General features: G+C 47.3%; 16 protein-coding genes and 2 tRNA genes. 9 read left to right on the top strand and 9 right to left on the bottom strand.

The genetic code is table 11. The features are described 5' to 3' along the window. The gene (gene recG, locus ACMXYT_RS00805; protein WP_415901142.1) at nt 1-2,079 is read right to left on the bottom strand and encodes an ATP-dependent DNA helicase RecG; all 2,079 of its coding nucleotides are present in this window, start codon (nt 2,077-2,079) and stop codon (nt 1-3) included. Next, nucleotides 2,076-2,981, bottom strand: a complete 906-nt coding sequence (locus ACMXYT_RS00800; RefSeq protein WP_415899785.1) for a hydrogen peroxide-inducible genes activator — start codon at nt 2,979-2,981, stop codon at nt 2,076-2,078. The genes recG and ACMXYT_RS00800 overlap by 4 nt, the downstream gene beginning before the upstream one ends. A 53-nt stretch (nt 2,982-3,034) precedes the next feature. On the opposite strand from ACMXYT_RS00800, the gene ACMXYT_RS00795 reads away from it, so the two are divergent. After that, nucleotides 3,035-3,901 carry an SDR family oxidoreductase gene (locus ACMXYT_RS00795; protein WP_415899784.1) on the top strand — a complete coding sequence of 289 codons (867 nt, stop codon included), beginning with the start codon at nt 3,035-3,037 and terminating at the stop codon, nt 3,899-3,901. 67 nt (nt 3,902-3,968) lie between these two features. After that, nucleotides 3,969-5,483 (top strand): diguanylate cyclase domain-containing protein, encoded by a 1,515-nt coding sequence (locus ACMXYT_RS00790; RefSeq protein WP_415911747.1) that lies wholly within the window; start codon nt 3,969-3,971, stop codon nt 5,481-5,483. Between the two features lie 40 nt (nt 5,484-5,523). Here ACMXYT_RS00790 and ppk1 read toward each other — a convergent pair whose 3' ends face one another. Together ppk1 and hemB are read right to left on the bottom strand one after the other, a co-directional pair. Beyond that, entirely contained in the window at nt 5,524-7,674 is a 2,151-nt protein-coding gene (ppk1, locus tag ACMXYT_RS00785) for a polyphosphate kinase 1 (protein WP_415901141.1), read from the bottom strand. Between the two features lie 46 nt (nt 7,675-7,720). Then, a complete protein-coding gene (gene hemB, locus ACMXYT_RS00780; protein ID WP_415883109.1) occupies nt 7,721-8,731 on the bottom strand; it encodes a porphobilinogen synthase in 1,011 nt (336 codons plus the stop codon). 185 nt (nt 8,732-8,916) lie between these two features. On the opposite strand from hemB, the gene elbB reads away from it, so the two are divergent. Then, complete coding sequence (gene elbB, locus ACMXYT_RS00775) at nt 8,917-9,567, top strand: isoprenoid biosynthesis glyoxalase ElbB (RefSeq protein ID WP_415899782.1); 651 nt, start codon at nt 8,917-8,919, stop codon at nt 9,565-9,567. A 115-nt stretch (nt 9,568-9,682) separates the two neighbouring features. Here the strand turns inward: elbB and ACMXYT_RS00770 are convergent, their stop codons facing one another. From ACMXYT_RS00770 to hisB, 5 genes are all read right to left on the bottom strand, one after another. Continuing rightward, on the bottom strand, nt 9,683-12,766 hold the full coding sequence (locus ACMXYT_RS00770) for an efflux RND transporter permease subunit (protein ID WP_415899781.1): 3,084 nt from the start codon (nt 12,764-12,766) through the stop codon (nt 9,683-9,685). 8 nt (nt 12,767-12,774) lie between these two features. Continuing rightward, nucleotides 12,775-13,776, bottom strand: coding sequence for an efflux RND transporter periplasmic adaptor subunit (locus tag ACMXYT_RS00765; protein ID WP_415899780.1), 1,002 nt, complete (start codon nt 13,774-13,776; stop codon nt 12,775-12,777). A gap of 183 nt (nt 13,777-13,959) precedes the next feature. Continuing rightward, nucleotides 13,960-14,733, bottom strand: a complete 774-nt coding sequence (hisF, locus tag ACMXYT_RS00760) for an imidazole glycerol phosphate synthase subunit HisF (protein WP_415883105.1) — start codon at nt 14,731-14,733, stop codon at nt 13,960-13,962. A 32-nt stretch (nt 14,734-14,765) separates the two neighbouring features. Then, complete coding sequence (hisH, locus tag ACMXYT_RS00755) at nt 14,766-15,446, bottom strand: imidazole glycerol phosphate synthase subunit HisH (RefSeq protein ID WP_415883104.1); 681 nt, start codon at nt 15,444-15,446, stop codon at nt 14,766-14,768. 3 nt (nt 15,447-15,449) lie between these two features. Further along, nucleotides 15,450-16,043, bottom strand: a complete 594-nt coding sequence (hisB, locus tag ACMXYT_RS00750) for an imidazoleglycerol-phosphate dehydratase HisB (RefSeq protein ID WP_415886536.1) — start codon at nt 16,041-16,043, stop codon at nt 15,450-15,452. A gap of 147 nt (nt 16,044-16,190) precedes the next feature. On the opposite strand from hisB, the gene ACMXYT_RS00745 reads away from it, so the two are divergent. From ACMXYT_RS00745 to ACMXYT_RS00720, 6 genes are all read left to right on the top strand, one after another. After that, the gene (locus tag ACMXYT_RS00745) at nt 16,191-17,096 is read left to right on the top strand and encodes a diguanylate cyclase (protein WP_415899779.1); all 906 of its coding nucleotides are present in this window, start codon (nt 16,191-16,193) and stop codon (nt 17,094-17,096) included. Between the two features lie 90 nt (nt 17,097-17,186). Beyond that, complete coding sequence (locus ACMXYT_RS00740) at nt 17,187-19,352, top strand: AsmA family protein (protein ID WP_415899778.1); 2,166 nt, start codon at nt 17,187-17,189, stop codon at nt 19,350-19,352. 6 nt (nt 19,353-19,358) lie between these two features. Beyond that, complete coding sequence (gene mutY / locus ACMXYT_RS00735) at nt 19,359-20,408, top strand: A/G-specific adenine glycosylase (RefSeq protein ID WP_415899777.1); 1,050 nt, start codon at nt 19,359-19,361, stop codon at nt 20,406-20,408. A 17-nt stretch (nt 20,409-20,425) separates the two neighbouring features. Beyond that, entirely contained in the window at nt 20,426-20,698 is a 273-nt protein-coding gene (locus ACMXYT_RS00730; protein WP_415893071.1) for an oxidative damage protection protein, read from the top strand. A 63-nt stretch (nt 20,699-20,761) separates the two neighbouring features. Further along, a tRNA-Phe gene (locus ACMXYT_RS00725) sits at nt 20,762-20,837 on the top strand. A gap of 64 nt (nt 20,838-20,901) precedes the next feature. Then, nucleotides 20,902-20,977, top strand: a tRNA-Phe gene (locus ACMXYT_RS00720). Nucleotides 20,978-21,151: the final 174 nt, after the last annotated feature.

Below are 21,151 nucleotides of genomic sequence, written 5' to 3'. Positions count from 1 at the left end.
TTATACATTACCGTAGTCTTCACCACGGCCTAGCCAACGTTCAACTAAGGAATCTGCAAAATCAGGCCACTCTTGCATCTGACCCGCCACCATCTTAACCCGGGTTAACAAATCTGAATCACGCTGCAGATCGGCCATCTTAAACTGCATCGTTCCGGTCTGCCTTGTCCCGAGTACTTCACCCGGACCACGCAGTTGTAGATCCTTCTCTGCAATTTTAAAACCATCGGTGGTTTCGCGCATGACAGTTAAACGCTCACGCCCCTGGTTGGATAAAGGCGCGTGATACATCAACACACAAAAGCTTTCGACAGAGCCACGGCCCACTCGACCACGCAACTGATGCAACTGCGCTAAACCTAAGCGCTCCGGGTTCTCTATAATCATCACACTGGCATTAGGAACGTCCACGCCTACTTCAATGACCGTTGTCGCGACCAAAAGGTCCAATTCAGCAGCTTTAAACTGCTGCATAATTTCAGCTTTTTCAGCTGGCTTCATACGGCCATGCACTAATCCTATGCTTAGTTCCGGTAGCGCTACTTTCAGATCCTCTGCAGTAACTTCTGCCGCTTGGCACTGCAACGCTTCTGACTCTTCAATCAGCGTACATACCCAGTAAACCTGACGCTTTTCAGCGCAGGCTTTTTGTACCCGCTGAATAACTTCGTCGCGGCGGCTATCGGCGATCACTACAGTACTCACAGGTGTTCTACCCGGTGGCAGCTCATCAATAATAGAGCAGTCCAGGTCAGCGTAAGCACTCATGGTCAAAGTTCGAGGAATCGGCGTAGCGGTCATAATCAACTGATGCGGCGCCAACTCACCATTGCGCCCTTTTTCACGCAGTGACAGCCGTTGATGCACACCAAAGCGGTGCTGCTCATCAATCACCACTAAACCTAGATCAGAGAAGACTACCTCCTCTTGGAAGAGCGCGTGCGTACCGACAACAACCCGTGCTTCGCCGGTTCTAATCGCTTCTAGTTGCGCCTGTCGTTGCTTTCCTTTGAGCTTACCTGCCAACCACGCAACTTTGATATCCAGCGACTCCAGCCAGTTACTGAAGTTGATAAAGTGCTGTTCGGCCAAAATCTCGGTCGGTGCCATAATCGCAGCTTGCAGACCACTTTCTACCGTTTGTAGAGCAGCCAAAGCCGCCACAACGGTTTTACCTGAGCCTACGTCTCCCTGCACTAAACGCAGCATCGGATAAGCTTGCGCCAGATCGTTGGCAATTTCGTCGCCTACACGCTGTTGCGCGCCTGTTAACGGGAACGGTAGCTGATCTAAAAAGGCCTGTTTAAGTTGCCCTGTGCCCGGCAGTTCGGGCGCGCCTTTTTGACGTGCTTTTTGGCGTAGTTTCAACAAAGAGAGGTGATGAGCAAGTAGCTCTTCAAACGCCAAACGACGCTGAGCAGGGTGCATACCGTCCAACAAAAGGTGTTGGTCTACATCAACCGGAGGGCGATGGAGGTAAGCGACGGCATCATTCAAACTTGGGAACTGCCAACCCTGACGCAACTGCTCAGGCACGAGTTCTTGCAAGCCTCCCTCTTTCAAATAGTTAAGCGCCTGATCCGTCAGAGCACGCAAGCGCCCCTGATGAAGGCCTTCGGTGGTTGGATAGATTGGTGTCAGGTTTTCTTCAACCGGGACCAAATCATCGTTATCCACCCGCTTATATTCTGGATGGACAATCTCCAAACCGTTTGCACCGGTACGCGCTTCACCAAAACAACGAATACGAGTACCAGGTTTTAAGTTATTTTTCTGGGCAGCAGTAAAATGAAAGAAACGTAGCGTCAGCGACCCGGTGCCATCTTGAATGCGGCACAACAAACTACGGCGACGACCTTTGCTGATATCCGCCAGTTTCACCTCGCCCTCAACCACGCACTCATCACCAGGACGTAGCGCCCCCATAGGCACAATACGCGTACGATCTTGGTAACGCAGAGGCAGATGAAACAACAGATCCTGTAGATTTTGAATACCAAGGTTATGCAGCTTCTGCTCTAACGCAGCACCAACACCCTTTAACTCTGTGACAGGAATCGCAGCAAGCAACAAACTTATTTACCGCCTGCAGGATCAAAAGAGGCAATAGCTTCAACCAACACATCGATCGCTTGCGGACGCGGGAAGCTAGCACGCCAAGCAACCCCAACCGTACGCTCAGGCACAGGCTCTTGGAACGGGCGCGTTACCACCAGCTCTGATTGACCCGTTCCATATACAGCGGATTGCGGTAACACAGAACAACCTAGGCCAGAACCGACCATCATACGGATAGTCTCTAAAGAGCTACCCTCGGTAATCGTATGTTGAGTATTAATCGCTTGATTCAACGTTGGGCAGGATTCTAAGACCTGATCCCTAAAGCAATGCCCTTCTCCCAATAGCAACAGTGGGGTATTAGGCAGATCTTCACTATTAATCGTTTTCTGCTGAGCCCAAGGGTGGCCCACAGGCATCAGCATTTCGAAATGTTCGTCGTAGAGAGGGCGCGTCAGAATATCTGGCTCTTGGAATGGCAGCGCCAAGATAATTGCATCCAGCTCACCATTACGAATCTTAACTCGCAGATTCTCGGTGAAGTTCTCCTCGATATACAGCGGCATATCAGGCGCAAGCTTTTGTACCTGAGAAACCAGATGAGGAAAAAGATAAGGTCCAATGGTGTAGATCGCACCTACGCGAAGTGGGCTTTTAAGTTGGTCTTTACCTTCCAGCGCTAGATCTTTGATGGTATCGGCTTGCTCAAGCACACGCTGCGCTTGCTGCACCACTTTATCGCCTACAGGTGTGACACGAACCGAGTTCTTACTGCGTTCAAACAGCGGCACACCCAACTCATCTTCGAGCTTTTTGACCGCAATAGACAAGGTAGGCTGACTGACAAAACACTTTTCAGCCGCATGACCAAAATGCTGTTCTCTCGCCAAGGTAACAATGTAACGCAATTCTGTAAGGGTCATCCGGCCTTATCCTTTGCTATGATAGGTCTGTGATTTTTGGAGGCTTAACCTGTATGCAACAAGCAACTATTTTAATCGTCGGCTGCGGCGATGTTGGCTCAACTCTTGGACAAATGTTATTAAATCAAGGGCATAAGGTATTTGGCCTACGTCGTAATATAAACCAGCTACCGCAAGGCATCCAAGGAATAAGCGCTGATCTCACAAATTTAGAGAGTTTAAAAGCGGCTCTGGCGGATTTAGACGAGTGTCACATCCTTGTCTATTCGGCAGCAGCAAGTAGTCACGACGAAGCGGGCTACGAAGCGGCCTATGTTACCGGTGTACAAAACACCCTAAAAGCACTATCCCCAAAACCACAACATCTTTTCTTCACTTCAAGCACTGGGGTGTACCATCAAAATAATAGTGATTGGGTGGATGAAAACAGCCCCTGCGAACCAAAGTCTTTCAGCGGCAAGATCATGCTCAAAGGTGAACAGCAGGTTTTAAGCTCTGAGATACCAGGTACTGTGGTTAGATTTAGCGGCATTTATGGCCCTGATAGAGGCTATCTAATTAGTCGTGTAAGAGGAGGTGATATTGCCCCCGCAGAGCCTCTGCATTTTAGTAACCGTATTCACCGCGATGATTGCGCAGGCGTCTTAAATTTTTTGATTGCCAAAGTGCTTAACGGAGAAGCTATAGACCCTTGCTATCTAGCCAGTGATAGCAATCCGGTAACTATGCATGAGATCACCACTTGGATCGCAAAAGAAACCAAGAGTCAGATAACATCTGAAACTGTTTCGCGTCGCGCAGGCAGTAAGCGCTGTTCAAATAAACGCATCATTGAAGCGGGTTATCGCTTCAAATATCCGTCATATGTAGATGGTTACAGTGAATTAATAGATCTTGATCAAGAATCAGGCGATAAATAAAACTTAAGCTCCTGCATACTGTAGTTTTTGATACAATTGCGCGCTCAATTCAGCAGTATTCTATAGTATGCAGCAGTATCGCAATCTTATTCTTGGTTTTGTCCTGATCATTACCTTAATGACAGGTTTAGGCGGATTTAGCCTATACCATCTCAACAACATCTCTAAAGATGTAGACAACATCTACAACCACCCATTTGCTGTGAGCAATGCTGGGCAGTCGATACAGACCCTCGTGTTCGCAATGCACCGCGATATGAAAGATGTGGTGTTGGTAAAAGATCCAGATCAACTCAAAGCCACCCTCGAGCAAGTTCACCGCCAGGAGCAGCAAGTACTCAAACAGTTCGACATCATCTTTGAGCGTTTTTTGGGTAACAAAGTCACTATTAAGCAGGCCTACCAGACCTTTATTGAGTGGAAACCTATTCGTGACGAAGTAGCCCAGTTAGCTTTAGCTGGTGATACCGAGAAAGCGGCTGAGATTACTCGCGCCAAAGGTGCCCAGCACGTAGATCAACTACTTTCAGAAGTGCATGAATTCGTTCTCTTTGCCCAGAACAAAGCTAATCAGTTTCATAAGCAATCATCAAAAAACAGAGATCACTCCCTATCCGTGGTTGCGACCATCGGCTTCTTAACTATTGTGATCTCGCTTTTAATTGCAATTAAAGTTACACGCCTCATTCTTAATTCAAATAAAGCACTATCGCAACGAGAACACCTAATTGATCAGAACATCATGCTCGCTAACCTCGATCAGCAAGGTGTCATTATTGACGCCAGTAATGCCCTTTGCCGCTTTTTAGACACAACTAAAGAAGAGCTGGTTGGCAAGCAGAGTAATTTCTTTGATAACTCGGATAGCCATAGCATGCTGTCGGAGCAGATCTGGAAGACCATCAAGACCGGAAAAACATGGCAGGGCGAGATCCGTCATATCAACGAAGACGGTCTAATGCATTGGGCCAACTCGCGGATTCTACCGAACATTAACGAACGCTATGAGATAACTGGCTTTACCAATCTGCTGCAGGATTCCACCAGCAAAAAGCTATCAATCACCGATAAGCTCACCACACTACCAAACCGTCGTAGTTTTGAAGATGTGTTAGAGCGTGAAATAAAGCTCAGCTACCGTCATGGTACTGCGATAGCTTTGGCGATTTTGGATGTAGATTTCTTCAAGCTTTACAACGATACCTATGGTCACCCGCAAGGTGATAAAGCCCTGCGTGATGTTGCCAACTGCATCATTGGCTGCCTACGCAGACCTTCCGATTTTGCATTCCGCATCGGCGGTGAAGAGTTTGCAATCATCATCACAGAGCAAGATGCAGCTAAAGCCCAAGCTTTCTTAGATCGTATTCGAGAAGAAGTGGAAGCGCTGCATATTCGTCACGAGAAGAGCACTGTCAGCGAATATGTCACTATATCTATAGGTGCCTATTGGAGTGCTGGCAATCAGATTTCTGATAAGAATGAACTCTACACAGAAGCGGATAAAGCGCTCTATCTAGCTAAGAACAACCGTAACGAACTGGTCGTTCATAACCATCAAAGCTATTTAAAGACAGCTTAACAGCCTTACTCCAAGAATAAGGCTGTTGAGCTAAAGGAGACTACTTAGCAAACTCTTCTAACAGTGTTTGCTGAGCAGAGAAGATCTCTTCTCCTTCTGCTGGTTGATTCTGAATATAACTGCCGTCCGCTTGCAATTCCCAGCTCTGGCAGTTGTCTTTCATATAGTAATCCAGCTCACGCTTTAATCTCTCACTATGCTTACCAAAAACTTGGAAGCCCGTTTCTACACGATTAAGCATGTTACGCTCCATCCAGTCGGCGCTGGCGCAGAACACTTCCGGTTTACCGTCATTACCAAAATAGTAAACGCGCGTATGCTCTAGGAATCGACCGATAATTGAGCGAACTTTGATATTTTCAGACAGCCCTTCAATGCCCGGACGTAAACGACACATACCACGAATAATCAGATCGATCTGAACACCCGCTGCAGCTGCTTCATATAGGGCACGGATCATCTTCGGCTCAGTCAGACCATTCACTTTCACCATGATATGACCCGGCTTACCCGACTTAGCTAAACGGGTTTCACGACGGATCAGTTCGATCATTTTAGAGTGCAACGTAAACGGTGCTGTGTATAACTTTTTCAGCTTCTGGATCTTACCCATACCCGTTAGTTGCTGGAAAACCTTGTGGACATCTTCGCCCACCTCTTGATCCGCAGTCAGATAGCTGTAATCAGAATACAGGCGCGCTGTACCCGAGTGATAGTTACCCGTACCTAAGTGAGAATAACGCACTAAGTGATTCTCCTCTTCTCGTACGATTAGCATCGCTTTAGCGTGGCACTTATAACCAACCACCCCATAAACAACCAAACAACCTGCCTCCTGCAAACGTGCCGCAAGGTGTAGGTTACTTTCTTCATCAAAACGAGCTCGAAGCTCGATAACAACAGTCACCTCTTTACCGCTACGCGCCGCTTCCACCAGCGCATTTACGATATCGGATTTAACCCCAGTTCGATAAAGGGTCTGTTTAATCGCTACAACATCCGGATCTTTCGCCGCCTGACGCAACAGATCCACAACTGGCGTAAATGACTGGAATGGATGCAACAGCAACTGGTCATTAGCTTTGAGCGCATCAAAAATATTGTCACCTTTTAGTTTACCGGGAATACCCGGTGAAAAAGGCTTCCAACGTAGATCGCTACGTTCGACCAGATCTCGAACTGCCATTAGACGAGTCAGGTTTACTGGGCCATTTACACGATACGTCTGAGACTCATCCAGTTTGTATTCTTTCTGCAAGAAGGCGATCAACTCTTCAGGGGTACGCTGGTCCACCTCTAGCCTTACCGCATCACCGTATTTACGGGAGTGCAGCTCACCACGCAGGGTATTCGCTAAGTCTTCAACCTCTTCAACATCGAAGGTCATATCGGCATTACGGGTGATACGGAACTGGTAACAACCTTTAACCGTCATTCCTGGGAATAGCTCATCCGCAAATTCGTGGATAATCGAGGACAAGAAGATCAGGTTATCGCCGCCATCACAGAGATTATCTGGAAGACGGATCAAACGTGGTAATGAGCGCGGCGCCGGAATAATCGCCATGCCGGTTTCACGACCAAAGGCATCTTTACCATCCAGTTCAACGATAAAGTTAAGACTCTTATTCACCAAACGAGGGAATGGGTGTGACGGATCCAAACCAACAGGACTGATGACCGGTACAACACGATCATAGAAGTAAGACTGCACCCACTCTCTCTGCTCCGGCGTCCATAGGTGACGACGAATAAAGTGAATCTCCTCCTTCTCTAATTCAGGGAAGATCGTTTCATTCAGGATCTTATATTGACGATCGACAGTCAGGTGACAAATTTCGCTGATACGCTGCAGTACCGTGCGCGGATGCATCGCATCGGGACCAACTGCCTCACGACCATATTTCAACTGAGTCATCTGCTCAGCAACACGGATCTCGAAAAATTCGTCCAAGTTACTGGAGAAGATCAACAGGAACATCAACCGTTCTAACAACGGGTGCTGCTCCTCTAAGGCTTGCTCGAGAACTCGGATATTAAACTGCAGATGGCTGAGTTCACGGTTGATATAGAGCTCGGGCACCTTCAGATCAACCGGTGTTTCCTCTACCTCTTGCTCTGTTGTTGCAACATTTTCACGGCTCTCTAATAACGCCGCTGCTGCTTCGCTCTGTTCCGCTGATTCAACCATCACGCTGTTTTATCTCCCTAATTCTTTAACGACTACAGAATAAAGTTTAGTCGTTTAATATCTGAGCGACGCGTTTCGCAAAATACGTCAGTACGCCATCAGCCCCTGCACGTTTAAACGCCAATAGGGATTCAAGCATTACGCTACGCTCGTCTAACCAACCATTTTGGAAAGCAGCCACATGCATCGCATATTCACCACTCACCTGATAAACATAGGTTGGTGCTTTTAATTCATCTTTAACTCGGCGAACGATATCCAGATAAGGCATACCCGGTTTTACCATCACCATATCTGCACCTTCCGCTAGATCCAGTGACACTTCGTGTAGCGCTTCATCACTGTTAGCAGGGTCCATCTGGTAACTAAACTTGTTACCTTTACCAATGTTCGCCGCAGAACCCACTGCATCACGGAAAGGACCATAGTAAGCACTTGCATACTTAGCGGAGTACGCCATGATCAATGTATTTACAAAACCATTACTTTCCAGCTCGTCACGGATACCACCGATACGGCCATCCATCATGTCACTTGGTGCAACAATATCAGCACCCGCTTCGGCGTGAGATACCGCCTGCTGGATCAAGGTATCAACCGTGCGATCATTCAGCACATAACCATTTTCATCGATAATGCCGTCCTGCCCGTGAGTCGTGAACGGGTCCAATGCAACATCGGTCATGATCCCCATCTCTGGGCACGCATCTTTGATTGCTTTCACTGCACGCTGAGCCAGACCATCTGGGTTGTAGGCTTCTTCTGCCAACTCAGATTTCGCATCCATCGGTGTTACAGGGAACAACGCCATCGCAGGTACACCTAAAGAAGCAAGCTCTTTAGCTTCTTTTACCAGCAGATCGATACTCATACGCTCGACGCCTGGCATAGACGCAACTTGTTCAGTTTGATTTTGACCTTCAATCACAAAGACTGGATAGATCAGATCATCTGGCGTTAAAACGCTCTCTCGCATTAGACGACGGGAAAAATCACTGGCACGCATACGACGCATACGTGTTTCTGGGTAAAAGCGCTGGCTGTTATTAAAGGACACGGCATCTTCCTTAGGTTACAAGATGAATATGACAGAAAACGATGACAAGCTCATGACAGCCTAGAGGTTAGGCTAAAAATTAAGTAACTTTTTGTCACCATAGTAATAAAACTGATCTTATCGTACTCTGCATACAAAAGGGTATGATCAAACTCATATCACTGTAGATAAAGGAGCCTGAAAGCATGAAGAAAATTGCAGTAATTCTATCTGGTTGCGGCGTATACGATGGCGCAGAAATTTACGAGTCGGTTCTGACTTTGCTACAGATCGCGGAACGCGGTGCTAGTTCACAGTGTATGGCACCGAATATCGAGCAGATGCACGTTATTAATCACCTCACTGGCGAAGAAGCCGATGAAACACGTAACGTTTTAGTTGAAGCAGCGCGTTTAGCACGTGGTGAAATTATCGATCTTGCAACAGCCAATGCCGAAGATTACGACGCTTTGATTATTCCAGGTGGTTTTGGTGCAGCAAAAAACCTGTCGGACTTTGCAGTAAAAGGCCCTGAGTGCTCAGTAAACCCTGATGTCATCAACTTTACTCAGGCGATGCATAAAGCAGGTAAGCCAGTTGGTCTAATCTGTATTGCCCCAGCAATGACACCCATTCTATTCGGCGAAGGTGCGATATGCACGATCGGTAATGATGCCGACACTGCATCCGCAATTGAAGCGATGGGTGGTAAACATCAAGATTGTGGTGTTAGCGAAATCGTAATCGATTCAGAGCGTAAAGTGGTGACAACTCCAGCTTACATGCTAGCGGGTTCAATTACCGAAGCAGCATCAGGTATCCGCAAGTTAGTAGATGAAGTGCTCGAACTAGCTTAAGTAAGAATCACTGACAGAAAAAAGCGGCGATGTTTATTCGCCGCTTTTTATGCTTCTTTCTTGGCATCCTTAAAGCTTAAATTCTGCCCCTAAACCTATAATCTATCCTATCCAATTAAGTACCCTGACGACGATGCGACCACTGCATAAAGATTCGGTACAGCATAGGAATCAGGAACAGAGTCAGTACGGTCGAGAACGCCAAACCACTCACAATCGCCGTTGCCACTGGCCCCCAAATTAGGGAGTGACCACCTAAGCCCGTTGCTAAAGAAAACAAGCCTGCAATCGTCGTTAGCGAAGTAATCAAAATTGGAATTACTCGTCGTCTAGCCGCGTACAGAGTGGCATGTTTTACCGACATCCCTTTATCTAATCGTTGGTTACCCGCTGAAATCAGCACTATCGCTGCATTTACCGCTATCCCTGCCAAAGCAACAACACCGTACATAGTGAACAGACTTAGTGGGTTTTGTGTCAGCAACAACCCTAGTACTACACCGGTAAACGCCATAGGGATGGTCATCAAGATCATCAGAGGCTGCATATAACTGGAGAACTGTGTACCCAAAATCAGGTACATCAGACCTATACCAAACAGAAAGAGAATACCGATCGCATCCAAACTCTCTTGGATATCATCCAATTCACCAGAGAAGTCTAAATCCAGATTTGGAAACTGTACTTGTAGCTCGTTATTCCAATGCTCCAAGACCATAGCGTTGGCAGTTACAGTGTCCATGCTATTAGGCAGGAGATCAGCTTCAACCGTGATCGCTCGGCGGAAGTTATAGTGTCGAATATTGCCAAGCGCCTTCTCTTTTTCAAAATGCACCAGATTAATCAGTGGTACACGACCGCCATCTGCTAATGGCAACTCAAACATGAGTAACTGTTCGATATCACTGTATTGCTGCGGCTTCGCACGTACCCGCACTTCCAGTTTTTCACCTTCGTGCTGCATATCAGCGACGATTTCACCATCTACCAATAACTGCGCTGTACGGATAACCTCTTGCGGATTGAGTCCCGCCTGAGTAATCGCATCATAGTCGGCTTTTAGCGTCAGCGTCATACGACCACCGCCAGCATCGTCGGTAATATCGGTTATCGCTTCCACCGAGCGCATATAGGTCTGCAATGCATCCGCGGCTGCACGAATCTCTGTGTATTCATCACCCCGGACTTTAATACTGATCGGCTTAGACACGGGAGGACCACCCGCCAAACGTAAGAAGGAGATATTCAAAGGCCCCGGCAGTGCCAAAGCATCCTCACGCACCGCAGCTAACAGCTCATCGACCGAGCGGTTATCTTCTGTCTTAGGCTTCAAACCAACTAAGACCTGACCGTAATGCTCACCAAACATTGGAGCCGTTTCAGTAAATTGCTGTCCGGCGTACCCAACAACAGCTCGTAGATCCTCATCTTTAAGATGTTTACGTACCACCTTCTCCATCTGTTTTACTTTGTCCAAGGTGGCATCAAGAGAGGTCTCGGGAGCCATCTCCATATTGACGTAAAACAAGCGCAACGGATCCGAGGCAAAGAAGTCCATCTTGATCAAACCGGCTCCGAGTGCGCCCATCGAACCAATAAACAGTGCACCGATCAAGCTAAAGGTCAGTACAGGGCGACGCATCGCTTTAATCAACGAGCGTACATAGGTGATCTGAATCTTATGGGTCATGCGGGTACGGAATCGCTGCATACGCCCAGGGTTAGCAAATGACACCCGTGCCACACTCACGTGTACTGGTAGCATCCAGAATGCTTCGACTAGAGAGATCGCCAATGCGATGGTGACCACCATGGGGATCACCCGCATAAAATCGCCTAAAATCCCGGGTAACAACATCAAAGGTAGGAAAGCCGCCATTGTGGTTAAAACAGCACTCACCACTGGGCGGCCCACCTCTTCGAGCGAGGCCATGGTCGCTTGATAGATCGGTTGCCCTAGCTGTAAACGATGATAGATCGCCTCCACTACGACCACTGCATCATCCACCAGCATACCGAGCACAATAACCACACCGAGGAGCACGGTAACATTTAAGGTTTCCCCCATGCCCCAGAGCACCCAGAAAGTACCCGCCAGAATAAAGGGGATACCAATCGCAGTTAAAAAGGCGATATGCGCACCCAAGAACAACCACGCCACTACCAATACCAAGATCAACCCGATCAAAGCATTGTTCTGCATAAGGCTGATCGCTTCACGGGTTGGCACGGTCTGATCATCTACCAGTACCAGCTTCACACCAGTTGCTTGGGCCAGCTCATTGCGCTGATCCATATAAGTTTTCACCCGCTCGACCAACTCTAAGGTATTGGCATTGGCTTTTTTCATCACCGCCAATACAACCGCTGGTTTGCCATCGATCACTGCATCTTGTTGCGCTTTTGCCCGGGTTTGCACAACCTCGGCAACTCGGCCAAGGGTGATCTCCTCCCCCTGTAGATTGATCAACGGGATATGCTTAACCTGATCAGGGTCGGCACTGCGTCCCACCAAACGTACAAGCCATGCCTGCTCGCCAACATTCACGCTACCGGCAGAGATATCCTGAAACCAAACAGATACGGTATTCGACAACTGAGTAGGTGAAAGCGATAGCGCCTGCAGCGCTTCAGGATCAAAATTCACCTGCAATTCAGGATCATCCAGACCAATCGGATCGACCCGATCTACTCCAATGATACGCTCCAGATCTTTTTCAATATTGCGCGCTTGCACCCTAAGGTTTTCGTCGTCATCTAGTGCGGTTACTGCCACTGTGACACTTGGGAAAGCGTTGGCGCTGGTGATCTCTAATATCACCGGATCAATCGCATTTTCCGGTAACTCGTCTTCTACATTTTGAATCTCTCGACGCAGATCATTGATACGTTTATCAAAGGTACGCTCATCAATATCAGAAAAACGTATCAGCAAACTCGACACTGCTTCGCGGCTATTAGAAGAAGCAAACTTAATGTCCGAGACATTGCGTATTGCGTCTTCTAGCGGGTCAGTTACACGCTTCTCAATATCGTCCGCGCTCGCGCCGGGAAGCACAGTGGTCACGACAACCCAGTTAAAGTTGATTGTGGGATCTTGCTGACGTGGCAATAGGTTGTAGCAGAGGAAACCTATTACCAATACCAAGAGAAAGGTGAGGTTAGCTAAAACATGGTTGTTAAAAAGGCGCATCAACATCTGATTTTTTACTCCTGCGCCATCACAGTCACATCACTACCCGACTCAACCCCGTGCTGACCTTCAACAATCACCAGCATATCTAATGGCAGATCAACAACGGCAGCCTGACCTTCAACCGCTTTAGGCAGTGCAATAAATTCCGCCTTGGAATCATTCAGCCCCATCACTCCCAACTGACCATCACGGGACACAATGTACTGAACCGGCAAGCGCCCTTGGGGCTCCTGCCATACCAATCGACCGCTGCTACCTGATAACGCTTTATCTGCGCTAAATTGCAGACGAACTTCTTGAGTACGGGCACGATTTTCAACAAAAGGCACAATTACCCGTAGCTCAAGCGGATAGCGCTGCTGTTGAATCTGGTATTCGATCTTTGTGGAATTAGGCAGGGAAACAAGCTGCTTACTACTTAGCAACGCTGATACTTCCTGACGATCTTCAGCCAGAAGTTTGAATAGAGGCGAGCCAGATGCAACTAGGCTACCTTCACCGACCAAACGTTCAGTCACAACACCTTTAAACGGCGCTACTGGGGTACAACGAGATACCGCTAGCTCTGCTTCATCTAAACGGGCTTTAGCACCGGCAGCTTGCGCTAATAAGCTATCCAGCTCAGCGCGACGCTGATCACGCAGTTCTTTTGAAGCATTACGCTGCTTTAACAATCGCTCAGCTCGGCTCAATTGCTGACGGGCCAAACGAGTTTGCGCTTGTAGCACGTTTAACTCACTTTTGACTTGGACTAAGCGCAGATCAAAATCACGACATTCGAGCTTTAGCAGTGGCGTGCCCTTATCTAGCTGATCACCAACATTAACAAGCACGTCTTCAACCGGTGCATTTAACCGACTACTGATAATCACATGATGATCGTTGATCACCTGCGCTGGTGCGCTTTGACTGGATGGGGTTAACAGCTCGGACAGAGGTTTAACTACCACACTTTCTGCAGCCTGAAGCTGAGTACTTAACACCAAAAGAGTAAGAGTGAAGAGCTGTCGCATAACTAAGTCCTAACTAAATCCCTGTGAGCCATTTTTTAGAAATGATTCTCAATCTTTTTTTGTGCCACAAAATGATGCATGACCTTGACCCTAATAGCCATACTAAAGTTCACAATGTGTCTAAATTACGCGCAATAAAAAGCCCCGCATTTGCGAGGCTTCATTATCAGGCTATCACTTCCGTTATAGACGGACTTCAATACCCTTGTCTCGCATATATTCCTTCGCTTGCGGAACTGTGTACTCATTAAAGTGGAAGATAGAAGCCGCAAGCACAGCATCTGCCTTCCCTTCGATACAGCCTTCCACTAAGTGATCTAGATTACCTACACCACCGGAAGCGATAACAGGTACGTTGACCGCATCACTAATGGCACGCGTGACCTCTAGGTCGTAACCGTTTTTAACGCCATCTTGGTCCATAGATGTCAGAAGGATTTCACCTGCACCTAACTCGACCATCTTCTGCGCCCATTCAACCGCATCGATACCGGTCGGTTTACGGCCACCGTGAGTAAAGATCTCCCAACGATTCTCTTCACCCTCTTGGGATACTTTCTTCGCATCAATGGCTACAACGATACATTGTGAACCAAAGCGCTCTGCCGCTTCTTTAACAAACTCAGGGTTAAATACCGCAGCAGAGTTGATGGATACTTTATCTGCACCCGCATTCAACATGGTACGGATATCCTCGCAAGTACGAATACCACCACCAACCGTCAGCGGGATAAATACCTGCGAAGCCATACGCTCAACCGTATGCACCATAGTGTCACGGCCTTCATGGGTTGCTGTAATATCTAGAAATGTAATTTCGTCTGCGCCCTGCTCGTCGTAGCGTTTTGCTACTTCAACAGGATCACCAGCGTCGCGAATATCGACAAATTTAACGCCTTTCACCACGCGACCGTTTTCTACATCGAGGCAAGGAATAATTCGTTTTGCCAAAGCCATGAGTAGCTACCTCTAAAATTTGATCTAATGGATTAAGGTTTAATCGTATTTTCAGTCATCGGTGCAGGTGCTGGCTTACCATCCCAGTTAAGGAAATTCTTAAGCAACTGCAGACCCGCCTTAGAGCTTTTCTCAGGGTGGAACTGCACAGCGAAAACATTGTCACGAGCAAGCGCGACATCAAACTGCTGACCGTAACGACAAACACCAGAAACCAGATCACGTTCTTCAGCTGTTACAAAGTAGCTGTGAACAAAGTAGAAACGACTACCGTCTTCGATCTCATTCCATAGAGGGTGATCATCCATCTGAGCAACTTCGTTCCAACCCATATGTGGAACTTTCAGGCGCTCGCCCTCTTCTGCTAGGTCATCGCCAAAGTAATTCACACTACCCTTAAAATGAGACAAGCAATCTACGCCTTCGTTCTCTTCAGAACGCTCAAGCAGAGCTTGCATACCAACGCAGATACCTAGGAATGGTTTACCCGAATTGATTGCATCTGTGACCTCTTTATCCACACCGGCACGTAGCATCTCTGCCATGCAATCACGCATTGCACCAACGCCCGGCAAGATAACGCGGTCAGCACTGGCAACTAGCGCAGGATCAGAAGTCACACGTACTTCAACACCCGGCTGTACAAATTCCAGTGCTTTGGCAACAGAGTGCAAGTTGCCCATGCCATAATCGATTACCGCTACACTCGACATAACTTACAAACACCCTTTTGTAGAAGGCATAACATCCGCAGCACGCGCATCAATCTCTAGTGAGTAACGCAGAGCACGACCAAACGCTTTAAAGATGGTTTCCGCTTGGTGGTGGGCATTGAAGCCCTTGATGTTATCGATATGCAAAGTAACGCCCGCGTGATTTACGAAGCCTTGGAAAAATTCCCAAAACAGCTGCGTATCAAAACGGCCGATATTGCCGCGGGTAAAGTCACACTTAAAATCTAGTCCTGGGCGACCAGAGAAATCGATAACAACACGGGACAAAGCTTCATCCAGCGGGCAGTAAGCGTGGCCGTAGCGCATGATCCCTTTACGATCACCTACCGCTTCTTTAAATGCTTGCCCTAGCGTGATGCCGATATCTTCAACCGTGTGGTGGTCATCGATATGTGTATCGCCATTAGCATGAATATCTAGATCAATAAGACCGTGGCGGGAGATCTGCTCCATCATGTGCTCTAAGAACGGCACACCTGTATCGGCCTTAAATTGGCCAGTTCCATCAATATTTACCGACACAGTGATCTGTGTCTCCAATGTATCTCGACTTACCTTGGCTGTACGGTCCGCCATGGTGATCTCCCACTATATTTGATCTGAGCCGCGATTATACAACCATCCCCCCATCCATGCACTTTTCAAAGCGGTTAATTACACGCAAATACAGAGACCTTGGGCTATCTTGTAGGTATCGCCTTTTATTAAGGACGGAATCAGCTGATGAATGATCCCGATCTACATCAACTCCTGCGCGGCAATCATCGTGCATTGCTGTTAGTGATCGACGCCCTGCCTTTCCCGATCTACTACAAAGATCACGAAGGTAAGTATCTCGGCTGTAACAAGGCCTATGCTGATTACGTTCAAGTTTCCAGAGAAGATCTAATTGGTAGGAACGTTTTTGACGTCTTTGATAAAACTCCCGCCTCTATTTTTGCGGCAGCCGATATGGAGTTGCTGAACAATCCCGGTATTCAGATCTACGAAACCCCTGTGCATCGAGAAGGCCATGAGCTCAACTATGTGAAGTTCCATAAAGCCACCTTTCATGACAGCGACGGTTCCGTTGCAGGGCTTATCGGCGCCATCATAGATATAACAGATCAGAAAACCCTAGAGAAAAAATTTAAGCGTTTAGCGACTTATGACGATCTCACCGGTATCTATAACCGCCGTGAAGGTCGAAAACAGCTCAAACTGCTGTGCAAAGAAGCAATTCGAAAAGAACGCCCTATCTCAGTCATTCTTTTAGATATCGACGATTTCAAAGACATTAATGACACATACGGTCATGACACCGGTGATATCGCCCTTAAACAGGCAGCACAGTGTCTAGATCGATATTCCAGAGCTCACGATTTTGTTTGCCGTTATGGGGGTGAAGAGTTCATGATCATCCTACCCGAAACAGACACACCTTCCGCCTTAAAAATTGGTGAGCGTTATCTAGAGGCCCTACGCAGCTTGGAAGTACAGATAACCACTAGCGAGGCAATACACCTCACCGCAAGTATTGGTGTAGGAGAGTTGGATAAAGAGTTTACCGATAGAGAACTGATGCTCAAACAGGCAGATTTAGCCCTCTATCGTGCTAAAGCCAGCGGGAAAAACCAAGTCTGTGGCTAAATTATTCATCCCTCCTTCAGCCTCCACCATTGAAACTTCATTATTTCCGTTTATCCTCATCCCTTCAGAACCCTTGCCAAGGAGAGAACAATGAAAGGTCTGCTGAAATTACTCGCTGGTCTAGCCGCACTGATTGTTGTGGTGATCGTCGCTGGCGGTGCCATTCTGGGTGCATTCTTTGATCCCAACGAATACAAACCCGAAATAGAGCAAGCAGCACTTGATAATGCTGGTATCGAACTAAAAATTAACGGTGATATCGGCTGGTCAGTTTTCCCTTGGTTAGGACTTGAGGTAAATAAGATTGATGCCAAATTCCCTGGCAAACAGGACTTAGCCAAACTAAACCAAGCTCAGATTTCTGTACGTCTACCGGCGCTGTTATCTGGCAATGTTGAGATGCAAAGCGTCGTTATAGATGGTTTAGAGCTAAACCTTGTCCAAGAAAAAGATGGCAGCAACAACTGGGCGGTAGCAGCGGCACCTGCCGATACTAAAAAAGATGCGACAACAACAGATGGAGCCCCAAAAGAAGAGGCGGCAACAAGCTCATCTGCGCCTATCGCGATCAACATCGACAGCATCCAAATCAGCAACGGTAACATCATCTATCAAGATAAAGCCGTTGATATGATCGCTAAGCTAACTGAGTTCAACATGTCCTCAGGTCAAGTGGTGACTAACGCTTTCTTCCCTGCAGAGTTAAGCTTTAATGCGTCACAAACCGTTAAGGGCGAAGAGCAGATCAAAGCCGCAGCGAAACTAGCTGCTGAGTTTTATCTGGATCTGAAACAGCAACAGTACAAGCTTAAAGGCTTAACTAGCGAGCTAAACCTGAGTGGTAAACCACTAGGCGGTAAATCACTGGCGCTGAAGACTGCTGCCGATATTGAAGCAGACCTACCAAAACAACAGCTAAGCCTTAACAACCTAAAACTATCGATTGCCAATCTAAATGCAGAGGGTGCGCTGGCCGTTAATAACTTCGCAGCACCAGCGATCAGTGGCAAGCTGAATGTGGCTGCCTTCGATCTAAATAAACTGCTGAGTGCTGTGGGTCAGGCTGAAGTTAAAACTAACGATCCGAACGTTCTAAAAGCGATCAGCTTATCTACAGAACTAGAAGGTCCTGCCAATACAATCACCGCAAAAGCGCTAACCGTTATGCTGGATGATACGACCTTCAACGGTTCTGCAGCATTTAACCTAGCGAACAGCAACATCACGCTGAACCTGCAAGGCGACAAGATCAATGCAGATCGCTACATGCCACCTGCAACGCAAAGTAAAAAAGCAGAGAGTTCTTCCAACACTGCAACTGCAAGCACTGCTAAAAAGGGCCAGAGCGGCCCTTACTCGAAAGATCCAATTCTGCCAGTTGAAACACTGCGTGGCTTAGAGCTAGATACTACGCTAGGCCTGAAATCACTGCATGTTTCCAATATGGATATCAGCAATGTTGCACTACAAGTAAGCGCTCATGGTGGCTTAATCAAGGCAACTAAACTTGATGCTGATCTATACAAAGGCAGCGTGCGTAATAACGTCACTGTTGATGTGCGTAAGAACACACCGGTTATCACCTCAAAGAAAACCATCACAGGTATTCAAGTGGGTGATCTGCTAAAAGATATGGCCAACGCCGATCAGCTAACCGGCAAACTTAACTCTACATCTAATCTAACGCTTCGCGGTAACTCTGTTCACGATTTTGTAAACAGCGTTACAGGTACTGCGAAAGTAAACATGAAAGATGGCGAGCTAAAAGGTTTAGACATGGCACAATCCGTTTGCCAAGGTCTAAACAATGTTAGCGCACTGGGCGGTGAAGCTGAGCAAGTGGACCGTTCAACACCATTTACCAGTATGGGCGCTTCTACCCGTATTAAAAACGGCGTAGTAAACAACCAAGATCTAAAAGCGGCACTGGATGCAATGACCCTAAGTGGTAAAGGCACCGTGAACCTACCAAAACAGCTTTTGGACTACCGTCTTGGCTTTATGGTTGAGAAGAATCTGTTTAAAGAAACCTGCTCTTTCCCCAATAAACTGGAAGGTGTAGAAGTGCCAATCGATTGTAAAGGCAGTTTTAACACAGAACCAACTAAGCTATGTAAGCCTGATTTCAGCTTTATCACTGACGCACTAAAACAAGACGTTAAGAAGAAAGTTGAAGAGAAAAAAGAAAAACTAAAAGCCAAAGCTGAAGAGAAAATCAAAGATAAGCTAGGCGACAAACTAAAAGGTTTATTTTAACCCCTAATGACACCTGATCTATTCGCTAACGCCGTGCTGGAATGGTTTGACCAGCACGGTCGTCACGACCTACCTTGGCAAGAGAAAAAGACCGCATATAACACTTGGATCTCTGAGATTATGCTGCAGCAGACTCAGGTCACCACCGTTATTCCTTACTATCAACGCTTTATCGGACGTTTCCCAACAGTAGAAGCGCTAGCAGCCGCAGAGCAGGATGAAGTGCTCCATCTATGGACAGGTTTGGGTTATTACGCCCGAGCCCGTAACCTGCATAAAACTGCGCAGATAGTTAGCAGGGAACATCAAGGTCAGTTTCCTGAAACAGTTGAAGGGTTGGAAGAGCTACCCGGCATTGGTCGCTCCACTGCAGGTGCCGTCTTATCGATCAGCACCGGTAAGTGGGCTCCGATTCTAGATGGCAATGTTAAACGAGTATTAGCACGTTTTTATGCGCTAGAGGGTTGGCCAGGCACAACAGCTAATCAAAAGCTGCTGTGGCAATATGCCGAACAGAATACACCGCAAGAACGCACGGGTGATTACACGCAAGCGATGATGGATCTGGGTGCTACCCTCTGCACTCGCAGTAAGCCTTCTTGTTTACTCTGTCCACTGCAACAAGGCTGCCAAGCATTCGAATTAGGCAAAACTGATCAACTTCCAGTACCTAAGCCGAAAAAGACGATTCCGGTAAAACAGACCTACATGCTGATTTTGCAGCAGGATAATCAATCTGAGGTTTTACTCTATCAACGTCCACCGAGTGGTTTATGGGGTGGATTGTGGAGCCTACCCCAAGTTGCAGACCTGCGTGACACCTTCAACGAAACAGGTTTGGAGCTAGATGAAGAAAGCATTCAGCTCATGGAACCTCTGCGTCACACCTTTAGTCATTTCCATCTAGACATCACCCCAGTGAAGGCGAGAGTGAATACCCCTACAGACTGTGTCATGGAAGGGAAGCCTCTGCTCTGGTATAACATAGAGCAACCAGAAAATGTTGGTTTAGCAGCACCGGTTAAGAAACTCTTGCAACAACTAACCAACGCGTAAATTGATTGGAGCAAAACATGAGTCGCACCGTCCTATGCCGTAAATATAAAGAGGAACTTGAAGGATTGGATCGTCCTCCTTATCCAGGCGCTAAAGGCCAGGAAATTTACGAAACAATATCCAAAAAGGCTTGGAAAGAGTGGACTGATCATCAAACCATGATCATCAACGAAAAACACCTGAGCATGATGGACCCATCCACCCGTGAATTCCTGCAAACAGAGATGCAAAAATTCATGGATGGAGAAGACTACGAGAAGGCTGAAGGCTACGTTCCACCTTCAAAATAGTTTTTTTGTAACAAGTGGTTGACAGTTTTCCGTGAAGACGGTTTAATACGCGCCACTTGAGTTGCCCAGATAGCTCAGTCGGTAGAGCAGGGGATTGAAAATCCCCGTGTCGGTGGTTCGATTCCGCCTCTGGGCACCACTTATTTCAAGCCTCGTTAACCTAGCGGGGCTTTTTAGTCAGCAAGTTATCGCTGCACCTGATTGCCCAGATAGCTCAGTCGGTAGAGCAGGGGATTGAAAATCCCCGTGTCGGTGGTTCGATTCCGCCTCTGGGCACCACTTCCTAGTTTGAAATCTCTCTTTTTTATTTAGATCTTCCAAGATTGATTATCTTTTGGCGTCATCGAACCTGGTTAGATTATTCGCTTCGCTCACCCTTCGAGCTATCGTCGTTGCACTCCGATGTGTGAATGCCTTCGGCATTGATCCGCCTCTGGGCACCACTTCCTAGTT

Origin of the sequence: Neptuniibacter sp. QD37_11 (assembly GCF_047778105.1) — a bacterium.
Lineage (GTDB): Bacteria > Pseudomonadota > Gammaproteobacteria > Pseudomonadales > Balneatricaceae > Neptuniibacter.
Note: the sequence above shows the minus strand (reverse complement) of the source record. Positions and strands in the feature narration are given on the sequence as shown.